Source organism: Bradyrhizobium oligotrophicum S58, from assembly GCF_000344805.1.
Lineage (GTDB): Bacteria > Pseudomonadota > Alphaproteobacteria > Rhizobiales > Xanthobacteraceae > Bradyrhizobium > Bradyrhizobium oligotrophicum.
Genome location: NC_020453.1, coordinates 5,510,863 through 5,526,704, shown reverse-complemented (window position 1 = coordinate 5,526,704; position 15,842 = coordinate 5,510,863). Strand labels below are relative to the sequence as shown.

Here is a 15,842-nt window from a genome sequence, read left to right as displayed (position 1 = left end):
GGGCTATGGTCCGGGCAGGGGTGCGCGATGTGCGCTCTCGCCGTGGAAATTTGCACGCCGGCGCATGGGTCAGACAGCTCACGAGCGATTGAGGGAATATCTCGGGCAGCTGCCGCCGAACGCGCAGTCGCTCCTGATGCGCGAATTCGAGCGCGCCATCGAGCGCGGCCAGGACGTGGCCGTGGCCACGCTGGTGCTCGGAGAGTTGCGCAAGGTGGCGCGTCCCGCGCCGCCGGCTCCGGCGCCTGCCGCCGAGCCGGTCCGGCCTCCGCCCGCCGTCGAGACCGTGCGGACCCAGCCGCGCGACGAGCGCCGCCAGAGCGGCGACGGACCGCGCCGGCTATTCCGGCCGCTCGAGCCGTTCCTCACCGATTCCACCGGACCGCTGCGACCCGGCCAGATCCGCCGCGCCTCGCTGCTGTCGGTATGGCAGTGGCTCGGCCGCGAAGGCGCGCCTGAGAGATACGCCGAGTTCGACGCCGCGATGTCGGCCTCCAGCGAGAGTTCGCGCGAGGTCGAGTTGGCCGCGCGCAAGCTGCAGCTTGCCGCCGCAGAGGCGCTGATGAAGCTGGTCGGCCCGAACGCGACTGGCGACCGCCAGCGCTTGCTTGCCCGCATCGGCGCCCCCAGCGTCATCGAGGATCTTTTGCCGATCGCGCTCGTGCTGCAGAACCGCGAGGCGCTCGACGGCCTGAATGGGCGATTGCCCGGCATCATCCGTGCGCTGGGCGATTCGCAGATCGCCTCGGTCACCGAGGCGATCAACGTGCCGTCGCTGCAGACGCCGCTGATGCTGCCGTTCGCGCTGTCGCTGGTGATGCAGCGGCTCGCCGCGCCCTGGCAGATCATCCGCCTGGCTACCAAGATTGCCGCCTCCGACGACGAGCTCCGGGTTGCGGCGACCCCGTTCGGCGTCGCCGTGACGATTGCGCTGAACGATCTCGCCGGCCTCGCCACGGTGCTGCGCGCCGACATCCGGCGCGGGCATTTCGCCAATCTCGGCGATACGCTGAAGACGCTGCATGATGGCGTCCGTGGCCTGCGCACCGAGCTCGACCTGCGCTCGGAATCGACTTGGGGCAAGCAGCTCACGGCGATCCGCGCCGACATTTCCAATGCGCTGCAATCGGAGATCGACAGTGTGCCGGGCCGCGCCCGCCGCATCCTGCGCCAGCGCGCCGACAAGGACATTCCGGCCGGTGCCGGCGTCGACGGCGGCGAGGTCGAGGAGGTGGCGGCGCTGATCGAGTTCGTCGCGGTGTGCCGCAATTATGCGAGCGAGCTTGCGATCAACGAGGTGACGCTGCGGACCTATTCCGACCTGCAGCAATATGTCGAGAAAGCGACCGAAGCCTTGGTGCAGTCGCTGCGCTCCGGCGACGCGCGGGCCCGGGCCTACCGGCAGTCGCAGGTCTCGGCGGCGATCCGCTTCTGCCACGTCCTGTTCGGCAACGACTACGCACAATTGATGAGCCGCGCGGCCGAAAATGCCTTGAGCGGCGAGCGAAAATCGTCGCGCGCCGGCTGATACATCTGCTATCATTCCATCGATTTCGATTTTGCAATTTTAGGTTGACCCCGGCCCGGGGCCACGCATAGGTTCCTTTCGTCAAGTCCAGCCTTTTTTCATCAAGACCATGATTTCCATCATCAACTTCGTCGAGGTCGAGAACCGCGTCGTGTGCGCGACCTATCGCAACCTCATGATCAAGGCCAAGGTCGTGCTCGTCGACAAGACGAGCGGGGCGCCACTCCCCGACCCCGTCACCACCATTGCTTCGCCGGTCCCGGTCGGATCGCTGCGGATCAAGCTCACCGAGCATGTCAGGCCGGGGACCTATTTCCTGGTGGCGCTGAACGGGCACGGCAGCTATCTCGCCAAGAGCGCCGAGTTCGAGGTCCCCTAATTACGTAATCTTCCTGAGTTTTTCAGCGCGGACGGCTGGGGTACCACGGCGGCAAATGTGAATTGCCGCCGGGAACGGTGCTGGTTAAAAGCGGCGCGAGGCGCGCCTGCCGGTTGGCGCTGACTGGAACCCTGTCCGATGACGCTTTGGTTCGTGTTCGCCGTGATGACGGCCGCGGCGATCTTCGCCGTCCTGCTGCCGCTCGGGCTCGGCGCGCGGGCCGCGTCGGGTGGTCGCGAGGTCGTCGTCTACAAGGACCAGCTGGCCGAGATCGAGCGCGACGTCGAAACCGGGCTGATCGGCAAGGTCGAGGCCGAGGCGGCGCGGGTCGAGATCAGCCGCCGCCTTTTGGCTGCCGCGGACCAGGACAGCGAGGCGGCGGTGACGCCGAGCCTCGGCCTGCGCCGGGCGGCGGCCGTGCTGGCGCTGATCGGGCTGCCGATCGTGGCGCTCGCCGTCTATCTGCCGCTCGGCTCGCCGCAATTGCCGGACTTTCCGCTGACCGCGCGCGCGGCGCCCGCCAACGGCACGCAGCCGCTGGAAACGCTGGTGTCGCAGGTCGAGCAGCATCTGCAGAAGAACCCGACCGACGGCCGCGGCTGGACCGTGCTCGCCCCGGTGTTGGCGCGGCTCGGCCGCACCGAGGACGCCATTCGCGCCTACCGCAACATGATCACCTATGCCGGCGACGGCGCGGCCAAGCGCGCCGATCTCGGCGAGATGATCACGGCCGCCGCCGGCGGCGTCGTCACCGCCGAGGCGAAGGCCGAGTTCGAGCGTGCTCATGCGCTCGAGGCCGACGAGCCGAAGTCGAACTACTATCTCGGCCTCGCCGCCGAGCAGGACGGCCGCAAGGACGATGCCGCCGGGATCTGGCGGGCGATGCTGGGCAAGGCCCCGGCGGATGCGCCGTGGCGGCCGCTGGTTGCCGCTGCGCTCGGCCGGGTCGGCGGCGGCGAGGTGCCGGCGCTGCCGAGCGAGGCGATGGCGGCCGCCAAGGACATGAGCGCCGACGACCGCGATACGATGATCCGCGGCATGGTCGAGCGGCTGGCGACGCGGCTGAAGCAGAATGGCGACGACGTCGAGGGCTGGCTGCGGCTGGTGCGCGCCTATGTCGTGATGGGTGATCTCGACAAGGCCAAAGGCGCGCTGTCGGATGCGCGGCAGGCGGTGTCGGGAGACGCTGAGCGGTTGCGGCAGCTCAACGAGGGCGTGAAGACTTTCGGGCTTGATGGATGAGCGGGACCAACGGGACACGGGCATGACACGCAAGCAGAGGCGTTTGACGATCATCGGCGGGGCGCTGTTCGTGCTCGCGGTCGCAGCCGGGCTGGTGCTCAATGCGCTGCGCGACTCCATCGTGTTCTTCTCGACGCCCACCATGGTCGCGGAGAAGCATGTCGCGCCCGGCAAGCGCTTCCGCCTGGGCGGCCTGGTGCAGCCGGGCTCGCTGAAGCGCGGCGACGATCTCGCCATCAGCTTCGAAGTGGCCGATGGCGGCGCCAAGCTGCCGGTCGCCTACAAGGGCATTTTGCCGGATCTGTTCCGCGAAGGGCAGGGCGTCGTCGCCGAGGGCGCGCTCGATGCTGAAGGCGTGTTCAAGGCCGATACCGTGCTCGCCAAGCACGACGAGACCTACATGCCGAAGGAAGTCGCCGACAGCCTGAAGAAGCAGGGCCATTGGAAGGACGATTACGGCAAGCCGCAAGCGGCCAAACCAGCCGGCGCAGCCAGTCCAGCCGGCGCAGCCAGTCCAAGTCCTGTGTCGATGCGCGAGGGCGCTGACAAGAGCACCGCGGGAGCGACGCAGTGATTGCAGAGAGCGGACATTATGCCCTGGTGCTGGCGCTCGCGCTGGCGCTGATCCAGTCGACCGTGCCGATGCTGGGCGCTGCCCAGCGCGACGTCGCGCTGATGAATGTCGGCCGTTCGGCGGCGCTGGCGCAATTGCTGTTCGCCGGCCTGTCGTTCATTGCGCTGATCACTCTGCACGTGACCTCGGACTTCTCCGTCGCCAACGTGTTCGAGAACTCGCACTCGATGAAGCCGCTGCTCTACAAGATCACCGGCGTCTGGGGTAACCACGAAGGCTCGATGCTCTTGTGGGTGTCGATCCTGGCGCTGTTCGGCGCCATGGTCGCGGCCTTCGGCAACAATCTGCCGCCGTCGCTGCGCGCCCGCGTGCTATCGGTGCAGGCCTGGGTCGCCAGCGCGTTCTATCTGTTCATCCTGACCACCTCGAATCCGTTCGCCCGCCTGGCCACGCCGCCGATCGAGGGCCGCGATCTCAATCCGGTGCTGCAGGACATCGGCCTCGCGGTGCATCCGCCGATGCTCTATCTCGGCTATGTCGGCTTCTCGATCTCGTTCTCGTTTGCAATCGCAGCCCTGCTCGAAGGCCGCATCGATGCGGCCTGGGCGCGCTGGGTGCGGCCGTGGACGCTGATGGCCTGGATCTTCCTGACGCTCGGCATCGCCATGGGCTCGTACTGGGCGTATTACGAGCTCGGCTGGGGCGGCTGGTGGTTCTGGGACCCGGTCGAGAACGCCTCGCTGATGCCCTGGCTCGCCGGCACCGCGCTGCTGCACTCCGCTGTCGTGATGGAGAAGCGCAACGCGCTCAAGGTCTGGACCATCCTGCTGTCGATCCTGACTTTCTCGCTATCCTTGCTCGGCACCTTCCTGGTGCGTTCCGGCGTCATCACCTCGGTGCACGCCTTCGCCAGCGATCCGACGCGCGGCGTCTTCATCCTCGGCATCCTCGTGCTGTTCATCGGCGGCAGCCTCACTTTGTTCGCCGGCCGCGCCACCGCGCTCAAACAGGGCGGCCTGTTCGCACCGATCTCGCGCGAGGGCGCGCTGGTCTTGAACAATCTGCTGCTCACCGTCTCCTGCGCCACCGTGCTGTTCGGCACGCTGTATCCGGTCATCATGGAGGCGCTCGACTTCAAGCTCTCGGTCGGCGCGCCCTTCTACAACCTCACCTTCGGCCCGTTGTTCGCACTGTTGCTGCTGATGGTGCCGTTCGGCCCGATGCTGGCGTGGAAGCGCGGCGATCTCGTCGCCGCCATGCAGCGGCTGCTCGCGGCCGGCGTCACCGCGCTGGTCGCGATCGCAATCGCCTGGGCCTGGGCGCGCGGCGGCAGCGCGCTGGCGCCGCTCGGCATCGGCCTCGGCGTGTTCGTCATATCAGGCGCCGTCGTCGACCTCGTCGAGCGCAGCGGCATCGCGCGTGTCCCCTTCAAGACCGCGCTGCATCGGACGCGCGGGCTGCCGCGCTCGGTGTGGGGCACGGCGTTCGCGCATGCCGGCCTCGGCGTCGCGCTGCTCGGCATCGTCTGCGAGACCACCTGGAATAGCGAGCTGATCAGCACCTTGCGTCCGGGCGACATCCGCAATCTCGCCGGCTACCAGATCAAGTTCGACGGCATGACCCAGCGCCAGGGCCCGAACTTCGCCGAGGTCGTCAGCACCTTCGTGATCAGCGAGAACGGCCGCCAGCTCGCCGTGATGACGCCGAGCAAGCGCAGCTTTGCGACCCGCGGCATGTCGACGACGGAGGCGGCGCTGATGACCCGCGGCGTCAGCCAGCTCTACGTCTCGCTCGGCGACACCACCGCCGATGGCGGCCTCGCCGTGCGCATCTATCACAAGCCGCTGGTGCTCTTGATCTGGTTCGGCCCGGTGCTGATGGCGTTCGGCGGACTTCTCTCGCTGTCGGACCGGCGGCTGCGTGTCGGCGCCCCGCAGCCGGCGCGCGGCCTGCGCGGCCTGCAGGCGGCGGAGTAGGGCGGATGCGAGGTATTCTCAGCTCGGCGCTGCTGGCGCTGGCTCTGCTCGGGGTCCCCGCCGCGCATGCCGTGCAGCCCGACGAGATCATGTCGGATGCGGCGAAGGAATCCCGCGCCCGCGAATTGTCGCGCGAGCTGCGCTGCATGGTCTGCCAGAACCAGTCGATCGACGATTCCGACGCGCCGCTGGCGCGCGACCTGCGCCTCTTGGTGCGCGAGCGCCTTGCTGCCGGTGACAGTGACAATCAGGTGCTGGACTTCCTGGTCGCGCGCTACGGCCAGTTCGTGCTGCTGAAGCCGCGCTTCGAGCGCCAGACCCTGCTGCTGTGGCTGCTGCCCCCGGTGCTCCTGCTCGGCGGCGGCCTCGCACTGTGGCTGCAGGTGCGCCGCCGCGGCCAGCGCGGCACGGAGGCCGCGCCGAAGCTGACGCCTGACGAAGAGGCGCGGCTCGCCGCGCTGATGGCAGCCGAGAAGCAGCCGCCGGCGTCCTGATCCGCAATTCTACGGGCTTCGGGCGAGGCCTCCGTAGTCGCAACGATCAGGAGCTTTCATCTTATTTTACCTTTGTCTGAAACTTTGGCGCGAACCTTCATGTGACGCGTCCAGGCAAAGCCAAATGTTCTCCAACAGCAATCTGACGATCCGCTTCCTCGTGGGGGGCGTCGTGGCCTCGCTTCTGATGCTGTTGGCGATCGGCGGCGGCACCGGCTTCATCGCGGTGCTGTATCTCAACAACCAGATCACCGGCCTGTCGTCGGATTTCGCCAATCTGAGCGGTCCGGCGCGCGATCATGCGATGCTGATCTATCAGCAGGCGCAGTCGGCGTTCTCCTACTTCATCACCGCCTGCGTCGCGATTGCCGTGTTCGCCAGCGCCGTCTGCCTGATGACCTATGCCGCCGTGCAGAACGGCATCCTGCGTCCGCTCGCCGCGATGGTCAGCGCCATGCGCGACGTCGCCGACCAGAAATTCGACACGCGCATTCCGGGTCTCGGCCTCACCAACGAGATCGGCCAGCTCGCCGGCGCGCTCGAAGTGTTCAAGACCAACGGCATCGAGCGCCAGCGCCTGACCGAGCGCGAGCTGCACGAGGCGCAGCGCCAGGGCGAGCGCTCGCGCTTTCTCGACGGCCGCATCCACAGCTTCAACGACCTCGTCGCCAGCGTCGTTGGCAGCGTGGCCGCGTCGGCGGTGCGGCTGAAGAGCAATGCGGAGACGCTGTCGCGCGCCGCCAATGACACCTCGTCCAAGGCCAATGCGGTCGAGGCCGCCGCCAACCACGCCAATCGTAGCGTGCAGACCGTGGCCGGATCGGCCGAGGAGATGACGAGCTCGATCGGCACCATCAGCCGCCGCGTCTCCGACGCCACCCAGCGTGCCGAAGGCGCGGCCTCGCAGGCCGAGAAGAGCAAGAACACCATCCATTCGCTGTCGGACGCCGCCGAGAAGATCGGCGCCGTGGTCCAGCTGGTGCAGGCGATCGCCTCGCAGACCAACCTCTTGGCACTGAACGCCACCATCGAGGCCGCGCGCGCCGGCGAGGCGGGCCGCGGCTTTTCGGTGGTCGCCTCCGAGGTCAAGAACCTCGCCAACCAGACCAGCAAGGCGACCGACGAGATCTCGGCGCATGTCGCCAGCATCCAGGGCATCACCGCCGAGACCCGCGGCGCCATCGACGGCATCTCGACGACCCTGAGCGAGATCAGCGCCATCATGTCCGGCATCGAGGTCGACACCTCGCAGCAGCGCAACGCCACCCAGGACATCTCCCGCAGCGTCCAGGAAGCCGCCCGCGGCACCCTCGAGGTCTCCAACCACATCGCCCAGATCACCTCCACCTCGGCCGAAACCGGCCGCCTCGCCACCGACGCCCGCGACGCCGCCGGCGACCTGTCACAGCAGGCCGAAACCCTGAAGCGCGAGGTCGATGCGTTCATCGTGAGCGTGAAGGCGAGCTGATCGCCGCGGGCACGACTCCCGTAGCCCGGATGAGCGAAGCGACATCCGGGGTCTCGCGCGCTGCCGATGTGAACCCGGATATCGCTCCGCTCATCCGGGCTACGCTTGTCGCCCGCCATGACGCGAAGCCGTCACCCAGCCCTCCACTGTCATCCCTGCGAACGCATGCGTTCGCGGGGACGACAGCGGATTTTGTCGAGGCCGCTCGCGTCACACCGGCAGTGTTGTAGCCCGGATGAGCGATAGCGACATCCGGGGTCTCGCGCGCTGCCGATGTGAACCCGGATATCGCTATCGCTCATCCGGGCTACGTAGCGCCCGCGCGGTACCCTCTAACCCGCTATTAGTAAATATCCCCCATCGTGCATAGGCACAGCTGTGAGTCGCCGGATCAGGTGGCCGCTGCAAGGCAGGCGCGGGGTGATGTCGGTTCGCCCGCCTGCCGCTCTTGGGGGGAGCGGACGGGGACATGATGAAATTGAAGATCAGAGGGCGCCTCTACGCCGGCTTCGCGGCGCTCGTGGCCGTCAGCGTGATCATGGCCGCAGTGGCGGTCTGGAACCTGTGGGCTATCCGCGACCAGGTCGCGAGCATGTCGGCGCTGTCGGACAGCACGGCGCGCATCCTGCAGATCTCCAATCATCTGCAGGCGATCCAGCGCGCCAATCTGCGCTACATCCACGACGCGAACGAGCCGGCCCTCAAGGAGGCCGCCGAGCGCGAAGCGGCTGCGACCGAGCTGCTGCAGGCGGCGGCGAAGGACCCGCTGTCCGCGGAGCGGCGCAAGCTCTATGGCGAGCTCCTCAATGACATCGCCCAGATGCAGACGCAGCGCGACGCGCTCAGCGCCGCCGTCAAGCAGATCAAGTCCGGCCGCGCCGCGCTGCTGCCGGGCGGCGAGGACCTTGCCGCCAAGACCGCAAAACTCTCGATCGCGGCGCGCATCAGCAAGGAGCCGGAGGTGATGACGGCGGTCGCCGACATCGATTCCCGCCTCCAGCTCGTGCGCATCGCGACCTGGCGCTTCCTGGCGCTGCGCGACACCAAGTCGGCCTCGGCCTTCCGCGCCGGCGTCGACAATGTCGAGCAGCGTCTCGCCACGCTGGAGGGCGCGACGCCGCCGGCGAGCGTCCTCGCCGCGATCGCGCCGGTGAAGGCCTCGCTGGAGCTGAACAAGACCGCGTTCGAGGCCACCGCCGCCGCGGCGCTCAAGTCCGAGGACGTCTATGCCAACGCCATCGAGCCGCTGATCGCCGGGAGCATCGACAAGCTCAAGGCCGCCGAGACAGGCGTGAATGCCGAATATCACGGCTCGCGCATGACGGCCGAGAGCGCGATCGCGCACACGACGTCGATGCAGATCATCGTCGGCATTGTTGCGGTGCTGTTCGGCTGCCTCGTCGCCTTCCTGATTGCCAGCGGCATCGTCGGCCCGCTGGCGGCGATGACGCGGGCGATGGGCCGGCTCGCGAGCGGCGATGTCGCCGTCGAGATTCCCGGTCGCGGCAACCGCGACGAGATCGGCGCCATGGCCAAGGCGATCCAGGTGTTCAAGGACAACATGGCCGAGACCGAGCGTCTGCGCGCCGAGCACAGCGACGCCGAGGCGCGGCAGGAGCAGCAGCGCAAGGCCGACATGGCCAGGCTCGCCCGCCAGTTCGAGCAGGCGGTCGGCGAGATCGTCGATGCCGTCTCGCATGCCTCGAGCGAGCTCGAAGCCTCCGCCGGCACCCTGACCAGCACGGCCACGCGCGGCCAGGACCTGTCGGCGGAAGTCGCGGCCGCCTCGCAGGAAGCCTCGTCCAACGTGCAGACCGTCGCCTCCGCCGCCGAGGAGCTGTCGTCCTCGGTCAGCGAAATCTCCCGCCAGGTGCAGGAATCCGCCCGCATCGCCGGCGAGGCGGTGGCGCAGGCCAACCGTACCAATGAGCGCGTCGGCACCCTGTCGAAGGCCGCCGCGCGCATCGGCGACGTGCTCGAGCTGATTAGCTCCATCGCCGGCCAGACCAATTTGCTGGCGCTCAACGCCACCATCGAGGCGGCGCGCGCGGGCGAGGCCGGCCGTGGCTTTGCGGTGGTCGCCGCCGAGGTCAAGGCGCTGGCCGAGCAGACCGCGAAAGCCACCGGCGAGATCGCCCAGCAGGTCTCCGGCATCCAGGCCGCCACCGAGGAGTCGGTCGGCTCGATCAAGGAGATCGGCAGCACCATCGGCCGCCTGTCGGAGATCGCAGCTGCCGTCTCCGCCGCCGTGGAAGAGCAGGGCGCCGCCACCCAGGAAATCTCCCGCAACGTCCAGCACGCCGCCAACGGCACCCAGCGCGTCTCCCGCAACATCGACGACGTCCAACGCGGCGCGTCGGAGACCGGCTCGGCATCGTCGCAGGTGCTGACGGCGGCACGCTCGCTGTCGGCGGAGAGCGGGCGGTTGAAGCGGGAGGTGAGCAGGTTCCTGCGGTCGTTGCAGGCGGCGTGATGTGGCACGAAGAGTCGCGTCGATCGCGGACGCGTAGGGCGGATTAGCGCAGCGTAATCCGCCATCCCCACCCAATAAACAGAGGCGGCTTACGCCTCCGGCTAACTAAGCCGCCCTACGCACTGCCGATCGGGCAAGCAGTCCCCGTAGCCCGGATGAGCGCAGCGACATCCGGGTTCACACGAGCCGTGGAGGTGACTCCGGACATCGCTGCGCTCATACGGGCTACGCTCACTGTACGACGCAACCACAAAGGTTCAGCTCCGGAGCTTGCCGCCTGGAATTTGGATGGGGTACAACTGTGTCCGCAACTTGTCTCATCTTTGAGGGCCGGACGGACCTGTCGGGCCGGCGATCAAACAATCTGTGCGCGAATCTGTTGTAACGGTCACTGTGGAAGTCGGAGATGAAGATTGTCCCGAGACGTTAGATGTCGAGATCGCGAAGCTCTGTGGTAACTTCCATATTCGCTTGTATTCGTCGGTAAGAGCTTTTTCAAACCGAGAAATTTCGGACTCCAGATTGGCATTGAGTTCGGCCCAAAGCTTCTCGCCAAGTTTTTCATTCAATACTTTTGTGCGTTTGCTTGTGAGGTGAGATATTTGATTGTTCACTTCCGTCAGAATGGTATCGCGAAGAAATCGCTTTTCGATTTGGTATGTAGACCGAGTAAACATTCTTGGGTCAAAGTCGCATGATGGCTTGTTCTTGAAGAACTCTATCAAATTTCGGCTTGAGTTGAGAAAGGCGACAATGAAAGAGTTGTGCTCGGCCCAAGGTTTGGGAATGAGCGCAAGTTTATAGGACTCGCGCATCAACGTAATTTCATAGGGCAGGTGCTCCTCCATGAATTCCTTCTTCTTAACCGGGAGAGGTTTTTTGGTCATGAGGGCTTCCACGTCAATCTATGAATTGGCCGTTGCGTGGGCCATATCGCTGCGCGCGTCTGGCTATGCTCGATTTATTGGACGATCTTCAGTTTTTCACTGGGGGCGAACTCTGAGAAATCCAACCCCTGCTGGCGCCTTTGCTCCCGAGCCCTTTCGAAGGCTTTCCGCTCTTGCCCATTCACTCCAGAGTCGTAGACCGTTCCCAAAAATGGTGCACCTAATTTTGGCAGATTATTCTGCCACGCCCAAGCATCCTTAAGAAGCGTGGGATCGAACGGGATTTTGAAATTTACATCATCGTCGTAGAACTTCGCGCCGCTCACATTGCAGTTCTCGAACGTGCACTCCGTAAATGTGCAGGTCCAAAACTCCGAATTGCTTAGGTTCGCACTTTCGAATTCAACTCCTCTGAAATCGCAGCTAAAGAGGTGGGCGCCGCGCATGTTGGCCTGAAGCAACGTGGAATACCGAAGCGTGGTATCACTCAGTGTGCTACCGTCAAACGTCGCGCCATGGCCACTCATCTGCGAGAACATGCAATTTCTAAACTCGAATCCTGAGAAATTGTGCCGAGGATTAAATCCGATGTTGTTGAAGGTGCATTTCGTAAAATCAATATCGACCTTCAATCCTGAGCGCGCAGAACAAAGAGCTTTTAGTGCATCGACAACGTCCGGCGGCGTGGGCTTATCAGTGAATCCTGTGTCGCTACCGAACTGTTCAAATCCCTCGGTGTTTCGAGAGCGAATAAAACTTGCAAGGAGCTCCACACACAAAGGCCGGTGGGTGGAGTCGCTAGCTGCCAACTCGCGAAGAAGATAGATGCCTGCCTGCCGAACCGCGGCTTTTTCGTTGTCAAGCATCTGTGCTGCGCGCGCATACCTGTCAAAGCGTTGCCCATTTTCGGCAATTTCAGCCTGCCGAATAGCCGTTTTGGATTGTTCAAGAGCAGCATTGGCCTGTCGATAGGCCGTGTGCGAGCGCCAGATCGCCAATCCAACTCCGATCACGGCCACAATAAACAGGCCAACCTGTTGAATGATCTTTAGACGGTCAATTTTCGTTTCGGTGATTGCGCCTTTTGCATCGTAGGTCTGCTCTGCCCAGAACGCCCAATCGAGAGCACTGAATAGAAAAAGAAGGACGCAAAAGGCAACTACGAATGTCAAGAAGACCCAGGACGCTCTCAGAAAAACGAGTATCTCTCTTCCACGCATCCTTAGGAAGTCAAGCGAGCGTGCACTCAAAACACTAAGACCACCATTAGCTTTTTCGTGTTTCATTGCGAGCTGGCGTCCTGATTGTCCTCGGAATTCCGATTCGAATAGCCGCTGAGATTTACGCTAAGCCGAAAGTGCGGCGTACCTTAGTCCTCATCTATCTAGATAAGACGTGCGGTCAATATGTTGTCGCGTTCAACGAATCTGTCTTAGATATCGAAGATACTCGCCAAGGAATGCAAAAACGAATCGGTGGGATTCTTGATGCAGGTCTTATGGGCTCTCAATGGTCAGATGAAGCGGACAGGTAGTGCCAAGCTCTGACGCTGACTGCCCGTCGCCCCAGCCGCCCAATGTTCAGAAACCCGTCGATCTATTCCGAAAATCAAAAATCCTCTTGCCTCCCACCCCAAATCACCCGTATCTTCCGCCCGTTCCGTACCACCGAGGGGGCGTATCGCGATCGTCACGGACGTCGGGATGGAATGCGATGGACGCGGGCTGCCGCAGCGGGGCTTTGGCCTTGCCGACGAACGGCGGACTGCGGACGTGAAATCGTGTGGTCCTGGTCGCCCGACGCTGCGGCCAAGCTGGCGGTGATGATCCGCTGGTGACGGGGGCAAGACAGCCGGTCCCCGGGGAGATCACGTATAAGCGTTAACACCATCGCGCAGGGAGGGCCGGGATGTCCCAGCCGAACCTGTGGTTCCTGCCCCGTGCTTTTTGTTCGCACGGGGGCCATGGGGGCGGCGAGCTCCCGGCCTTCCCTGCGCCCTCGCTGTGAGGGTGCGAGTTGACGGGCATGACTCGGGCGCGGACTGCGTCGCGAGGGCGATGATGCTTAGCTCCAAGGGCTGTTTGATAGTGTGGATCAGGATGCCTCCGCGTCATTGCGAGCGCAGCGAAGCAATCCAGAGTCCCGCCCACGACTCTGGATTGCTTCCGCCTTCGCCCGATGGGCTTCGGCGGACACGTCGCTGCGCTCGCAATGACGGAAATTGGGGCGAGCAGGGTGCCGCACACTCCGCTTCATCCTCCGCGGAGGCGGAGGATCAGTACGCCGAGGCGGTGATTGTCGAGCCGGGAGGCCGCGGCGTGCTGGATTCCCCGCTTCGCCGCGCTCGCAATGACGGAGATTGGGGTGGGCAGGGTGCCGCACACTCTGCTGTCATCCTCCGTTCCCGGGTCTCGCCTTCGGCGAGCCCGAGGACAGGCTCCAGCGGAGGATCCAGTACGCCGAGGCGGTGATTGTTGAGCCGGGAGGCCGCGGCGTGCTGGATTCCCCGCTTTCGCGGGGAATGACAGGTGAGGGCGGGGTGGGAGCTTGCGCGGCAGTGACGGACGCAGTGATCCCGCATGTCGCTTCGCTCATGCGGGCTACGGGGCCTGGACGCAGCCGGGATGGGGAGGGCGGAGTGGCGCAAGCGTCATCCGCCGTCTGGGCCGGGCGGCGGGGTGGCGGCGGGTTACGCAGCGGCTGACCCGCCCTGCGGAGTGACCGTGGGGCGCCGTACGACTTTGGTCGGGCAGGTCACACCAATGGCGCTCGTGCGGCTTGAGGTGTTTCGGCAAGCAACTGAGGCAAAAAGACTTTTCGTCCGCTTCCCACCATCTGCGCCATTCCGCCGCAGTCTTCGCCACCGTGCATTACAGAAGTTTAACGCCGCAGCCAGCACGCCGTAAGGCTTCAAGTCCCATCTTCACTTGCGAACGGGGCGCATAGCCCGGGACACAGAATTTAGCCCTTGACCAAAATCGCTTGCGGAGAAAACCGTATGACTGACCGTCCGACCGACCTGTCCTCCCTCCCATCCTATCGCCAGCCGCGGCGCGGGCTGTTCTCGGCGCGCAAGTTCGCGTTGATGGCCTCCGTCGTCGCGGGCCTCGGTGTCGCCACCTATGGCTTGGCGCCGTCGGGGACGCCGCTGAACCTGTTCTCTAGCCCGGCCAATGCGCAGGTCGCGAACGAGGTTAGCAAGGTCGCGCGCCCCGTCGGCTTTGCCGACATCGTGGAGCGGGTGAAGCCGTCGGTGATTTCGGTCAAGGTCAACATCGCCGAGAAGGTCGCCAAGAACGACAATGACGAGGACACGCCGTTCCAGCCGGGCTCGCCGATGGAGCGCTTCTTCCGCCGCTTCGGCGGTGAGAACGGCATTCCCGGCATGCCGGGCGGGCGCGGCGGCCGCGGCGGCCGGGCCGTCACCGGGCAGGGCTCCGGCTTCTTCATCTCCGCCGACGGCTATGCCGTGACCAACAACCACGTGGTCGACGGCGCTGACAAGGTCGAGGTCACGACCGACGACGGCAAGACCTACAGCGCCAAGGTGATCGGCACCGACCAGCGCACGGACCTCGCGCTGATCAAGGTCGAGGGCTCTTCGAGCTTCCCGTTCGCCAAGCTCGCCGACGGCAAGCCGCGGATCGGCGACTGGGTGCTGGCGGTCGGTAATCCCTTCGGCCTCGGCGGCACGGTCACGGCCGGCATCGTCTCGGCCGTGGGCCGCGACATCGGCAACGGCCCCTATGACGATTTCATCCAGATCGACGCGCCCGTGAACAAGGGCAATTCGGGTGGTCCGGCGTTCGATGTCGACGGCAACGTGGTCGGCGTCAACACCGCGATCTATTCGCCGTCCGGCGGCAGCGTCGGCATCGCGTTCTCGATTCCCGCCTCGACGGTCAAGAGCGTGATCGCGCAGCTGAAGGACTCTGGCTCGGTCAGCCGCGGCTGGATCGGCGTGCAGATCCAGCCGGTGACGCAGGACATCGCCGACAGCCTCGGCATGAAGAAGGCCGAGGGCGCGCTGGTCGCCGAGCCGCAGGCCAATGGTCCGGCGGCGAAGGCCGGCATCGAATCGGGTGACGTCATCACCTCGGTCAATGGCGAGGCGGTGAAGGACGCGCGCGAGCTCGCCCGCACCATCGGCGGCATCGCGCCGGGCGCCTCGGTCAAGCTCAACGTCCTGCACAAGGGCCAGGAGAAGACCATCAACCTGACGCTCGGCAAGCTGCCGAACACAATCGAGGCGAAGGCCGACACTGGCGGCAACGACAATTCGAGCCCGACCCGCGGCGCCGATGTGCCCAAGCTCGGCATGACCGTCGCTCCGGCTTCGAGCGTCGCCGGCGCCGGCAAGGATGGCGTCGTCGTCACCGAGGTCGATCCGAAGAGCGCGGCCGCCGATCGCGGCTTCAAGGAAGGCGACGTCATCCTCGAAGTCGCCGGCAAGTCGGTGACCTCGGCCGGCGACGTGCGCGAGGCGATCAATGCGGCGAAGGCCGACAACAAGAACAGCGTGCTGATGCGCGTGAAGAGCGGCGGCCAGTCGCGCTTCGTCGCAGTCCCGCTCGCCAAGGGCTGAAGGTTTCACGAGATGGAGGATCGCCGGCATGTGCCCCCGCGTCGGCGGTTCTTCCTGGGGGCGGGCGAAGTCCCGCTCCCGTCACACCTTCCGTAGGAAAACGCCCCCCTCCGTCGGAAGGAACTCCGGGCGGTGAGGTCCCCCAGCCTCGCCGCCCAACTTTCCCGTCTCGTTAACCCCCGGGCGCGCGCCGCCTTGCACGGAAACTGCGGCCGGGCCATGTAGATGGACATCGA

The 15,842-nt window shown here is 65.3% G+C and carries 11 protein-coding genes; 9 read left to right on the top strand and 2 right to left on the bottom strand.

What is annotated here, in order from left to right; all coding sequences use genetic code 11:
* Positions 1-64 precede the first annotated feature (64 nt).
* The 8 genes from S58_RS23940 to S58_RS23905 all read left to right on the top strand — a co-directional run bounded on the left by S58_RS23940 (position 65) and on the right by S58_RS23905 (position 10,134).
* Positions 65-1,528, top strand: coding sequence for a hypothetical protein (locus tag S58_RS23940; protein ID WP_042340183.1), 1,464 nt, complete (start codon positions 65-67; stop codon positions 1,526-1,528).
* 109 nt (positions 1,529-1,637) lie between these two features.
* Entirely contained in the window at positions 1,638-1,907 is a 270-nt protein-coding gene (locus S58_RS23935; RefSeq protein WP_015667956.1) for a hypothetical protein, read from the top strand.
* A gap of 138 nt (positions 1,908-2,045) precedes the next feature.
* Complete coding sequence (gene ccmI, locus S58_RS23930) at positions 2,046-3,149, top strand: c-type cytochrome biogenesis protein CcmI (RefSeq protein WP_015667955.1); 1,104 nt, start codon at positions 2,046-2,048, stop codon at positions 3,147-3,149.
* 22 nt (positions 3,150-3,171) lie between these two features.
* Positions 3,172-3,723 carry a cytochrome c maturation protein CcmE gene (ccmE, locus tag S58_RS23925; protein WP_042340182.1) on the top strand — a complete coding sequence of 184 codons (552 nt, stop codon included), beginning with the start codon at positions 3,172-3,174 and terminating at the stop codon, positions 3,721-3,723.
* Positions 3,720-5,699 carry a heme lyase CcmF/NrfE family subunit gene (locus tag S58_RS23920; protein ID WP_015667953.1) on the top strand — a complete coding sequence of 660 codons (1,980 nt, stop codon included), beginning with the start codon at positions 3,720-3,722 and terminating at the stop codon, positions 5,697-5,699. The genes ccmE and S58_RS23920 overlap by 4 nt, the downstream gene beginning before the upstream one ends.
* 5 nt (positions 5,700-5,704) lie before the next feature.
* On the top strand, positions 5,705-6,193 hold the full coding sequence (locus S58_RS23915) for a cytochrome c-type biogenesis protein (protein WP_015667952.1): 489 nt from the start codon (positions 5,705-5,707) through the stop codon (positions 6,191-6,193).
* A 124-nt stretch (positions 6,194-6,317) separates the two neighbouring features.
* On the top strand, positions 6,318-7,661 hold the full coding sequence (locus tag S58_RS23910; protein ID WP_015667951.1) for a methyl-accepting chemotaxis protein: 1,344 nt from the start codon (positions 6,318-6,320) through the stop codon (positions 7,659-7,661).
* Positions 7,662-8,133: 472 nt separating this feature from the next.
* Entirely contained in the window at positions 8,134-10,134 is a 2,001-nt protein-coding gene (locus tag S58_RS23905; protein ID WP_015667950.1) for a methyl-accepting chemotaxis protein, read from the top strand.
* A 317-nt stretch (positions 10,135-10,451) separates the two neighbouring features.
* Here S58_RS23905 and S58_RS37735 read toward each other — a convergent pair whose 3' ends face one another.
* Together S58_RS37735 and S58_RS23900 are read right to left on the bottom strand one after the other, a co-directional pair.
* Positions 10,452-11,021: a hypothetical protein gene (locus S58_RS37735; protein ID WP_144058380.1), complete on the bottom strand. Its 570-nt coding sequence runs from the start codon at positions 11,019-11,021 to the stop codon at positions 10,452-10,454.
* 74 nt (positions 11,022-11,095) lie between these two features.
* On the bottom strand, positions 11,096-12,307 hold the full coding sequence (locus tag S58_RS23900; RefSeq protein ID WP_015667948.1) for a pentapeptide repeat-containing protein: 1,212 nt from the start codon (positions 12,305-12,307) through the stop codon (positions 11,096-11,098).
* 1,712 nt (positions 12,308-14,019) lie between these two features.
* On the opposite strand from S58_RS23900, the gene S58_RS23895 reads away from it, so the two are divergent.
* Positions 14,020-15,606, top strand: a complete 1,587-nt coding sequence (locus S58_RS23895; RefSeq protein ID WP_015667947.1) for a Do family serine endopeptidase — start codon at positions 14,020-14,022, stop codon at positions 15,604-15,606.
* The last annotated feature ends 236 nt before the right edge of the window (positions 15,607-15,842 follow it).

Excerpts from the sequence above, each read along its gene's own strand:
- S58_RS23940 (WP_042340183.1), top strand. The coding sequence starts at position 65 with ATGGGTCAGACAGCTCACGAGCGATTGAGGGAATATCTCGGGCAGCTG.
- S58_RS23935 (WP_015667956.1), top strand. The coding sequence starts at position 1,638 with ATGATTTCCATCATCAACTTCGTCGAGGTCGAGAACCGCGTCGTGTGC.
- ccmI (WP_015667955.1), top strand. The coding sequence starts at position 2,046 with ATGACGCTTTGGTTCGTGTTCGCCGTGATGACGGCCGCGGCGATCTTC.
- ccmE (WP_042340182.1), top strand. The coding sequence starts at position 3,172 with ATGACACGCAAGCAGAGGCGTTTGACGATCATCGGCGGGGCGCTGTTC.
- S58_RS23915 (WP_015667952.1), top strand. The coding sequence starts at position 5,705 with ATGCGAGGTATTCTCAGCTCGGCGCTGCTGGCGCTGGCTCTGCTCGGG.
- S58_RS23910 (WP_015667951.1), top strand. The coding sequence starts at position 6,318 with ATGTTCTCCAACAGCAATCTGACGATCCGCTTCCTCGTGGGGGGCGTC.
- S58_RS23905 (WP_015667950.1), top strand. The coding sequence starts at position 8,134 with ATGAAATTGAAGATCAGAGGGCGCCTCTACGCCGGCTTCGCGGCGCTC.
- S58_RS37735 (WP_144058380.1), bottom strand. The coding sequence starts at position 11,021 with ATGACCAAAAAACCTCTCCCGGTTAAGAAGAAGGAATTCATGGAGGAG.
- S58_RS23900 (WP_015667948.1), bottom strand. The coding sequence starts at position 12,307 with ATGAAACACGAAAAAGCTAATGGTGGTCTTAGTGTTTTGAGTGCACGC.
- S58_RS23895 (WP_015667947.1), top strand. The coding sequence starts at position 14,020 with ATGACTGACCGTCCGACCGACCTGTCCTCCCTCCCATCCTATCGCCAG.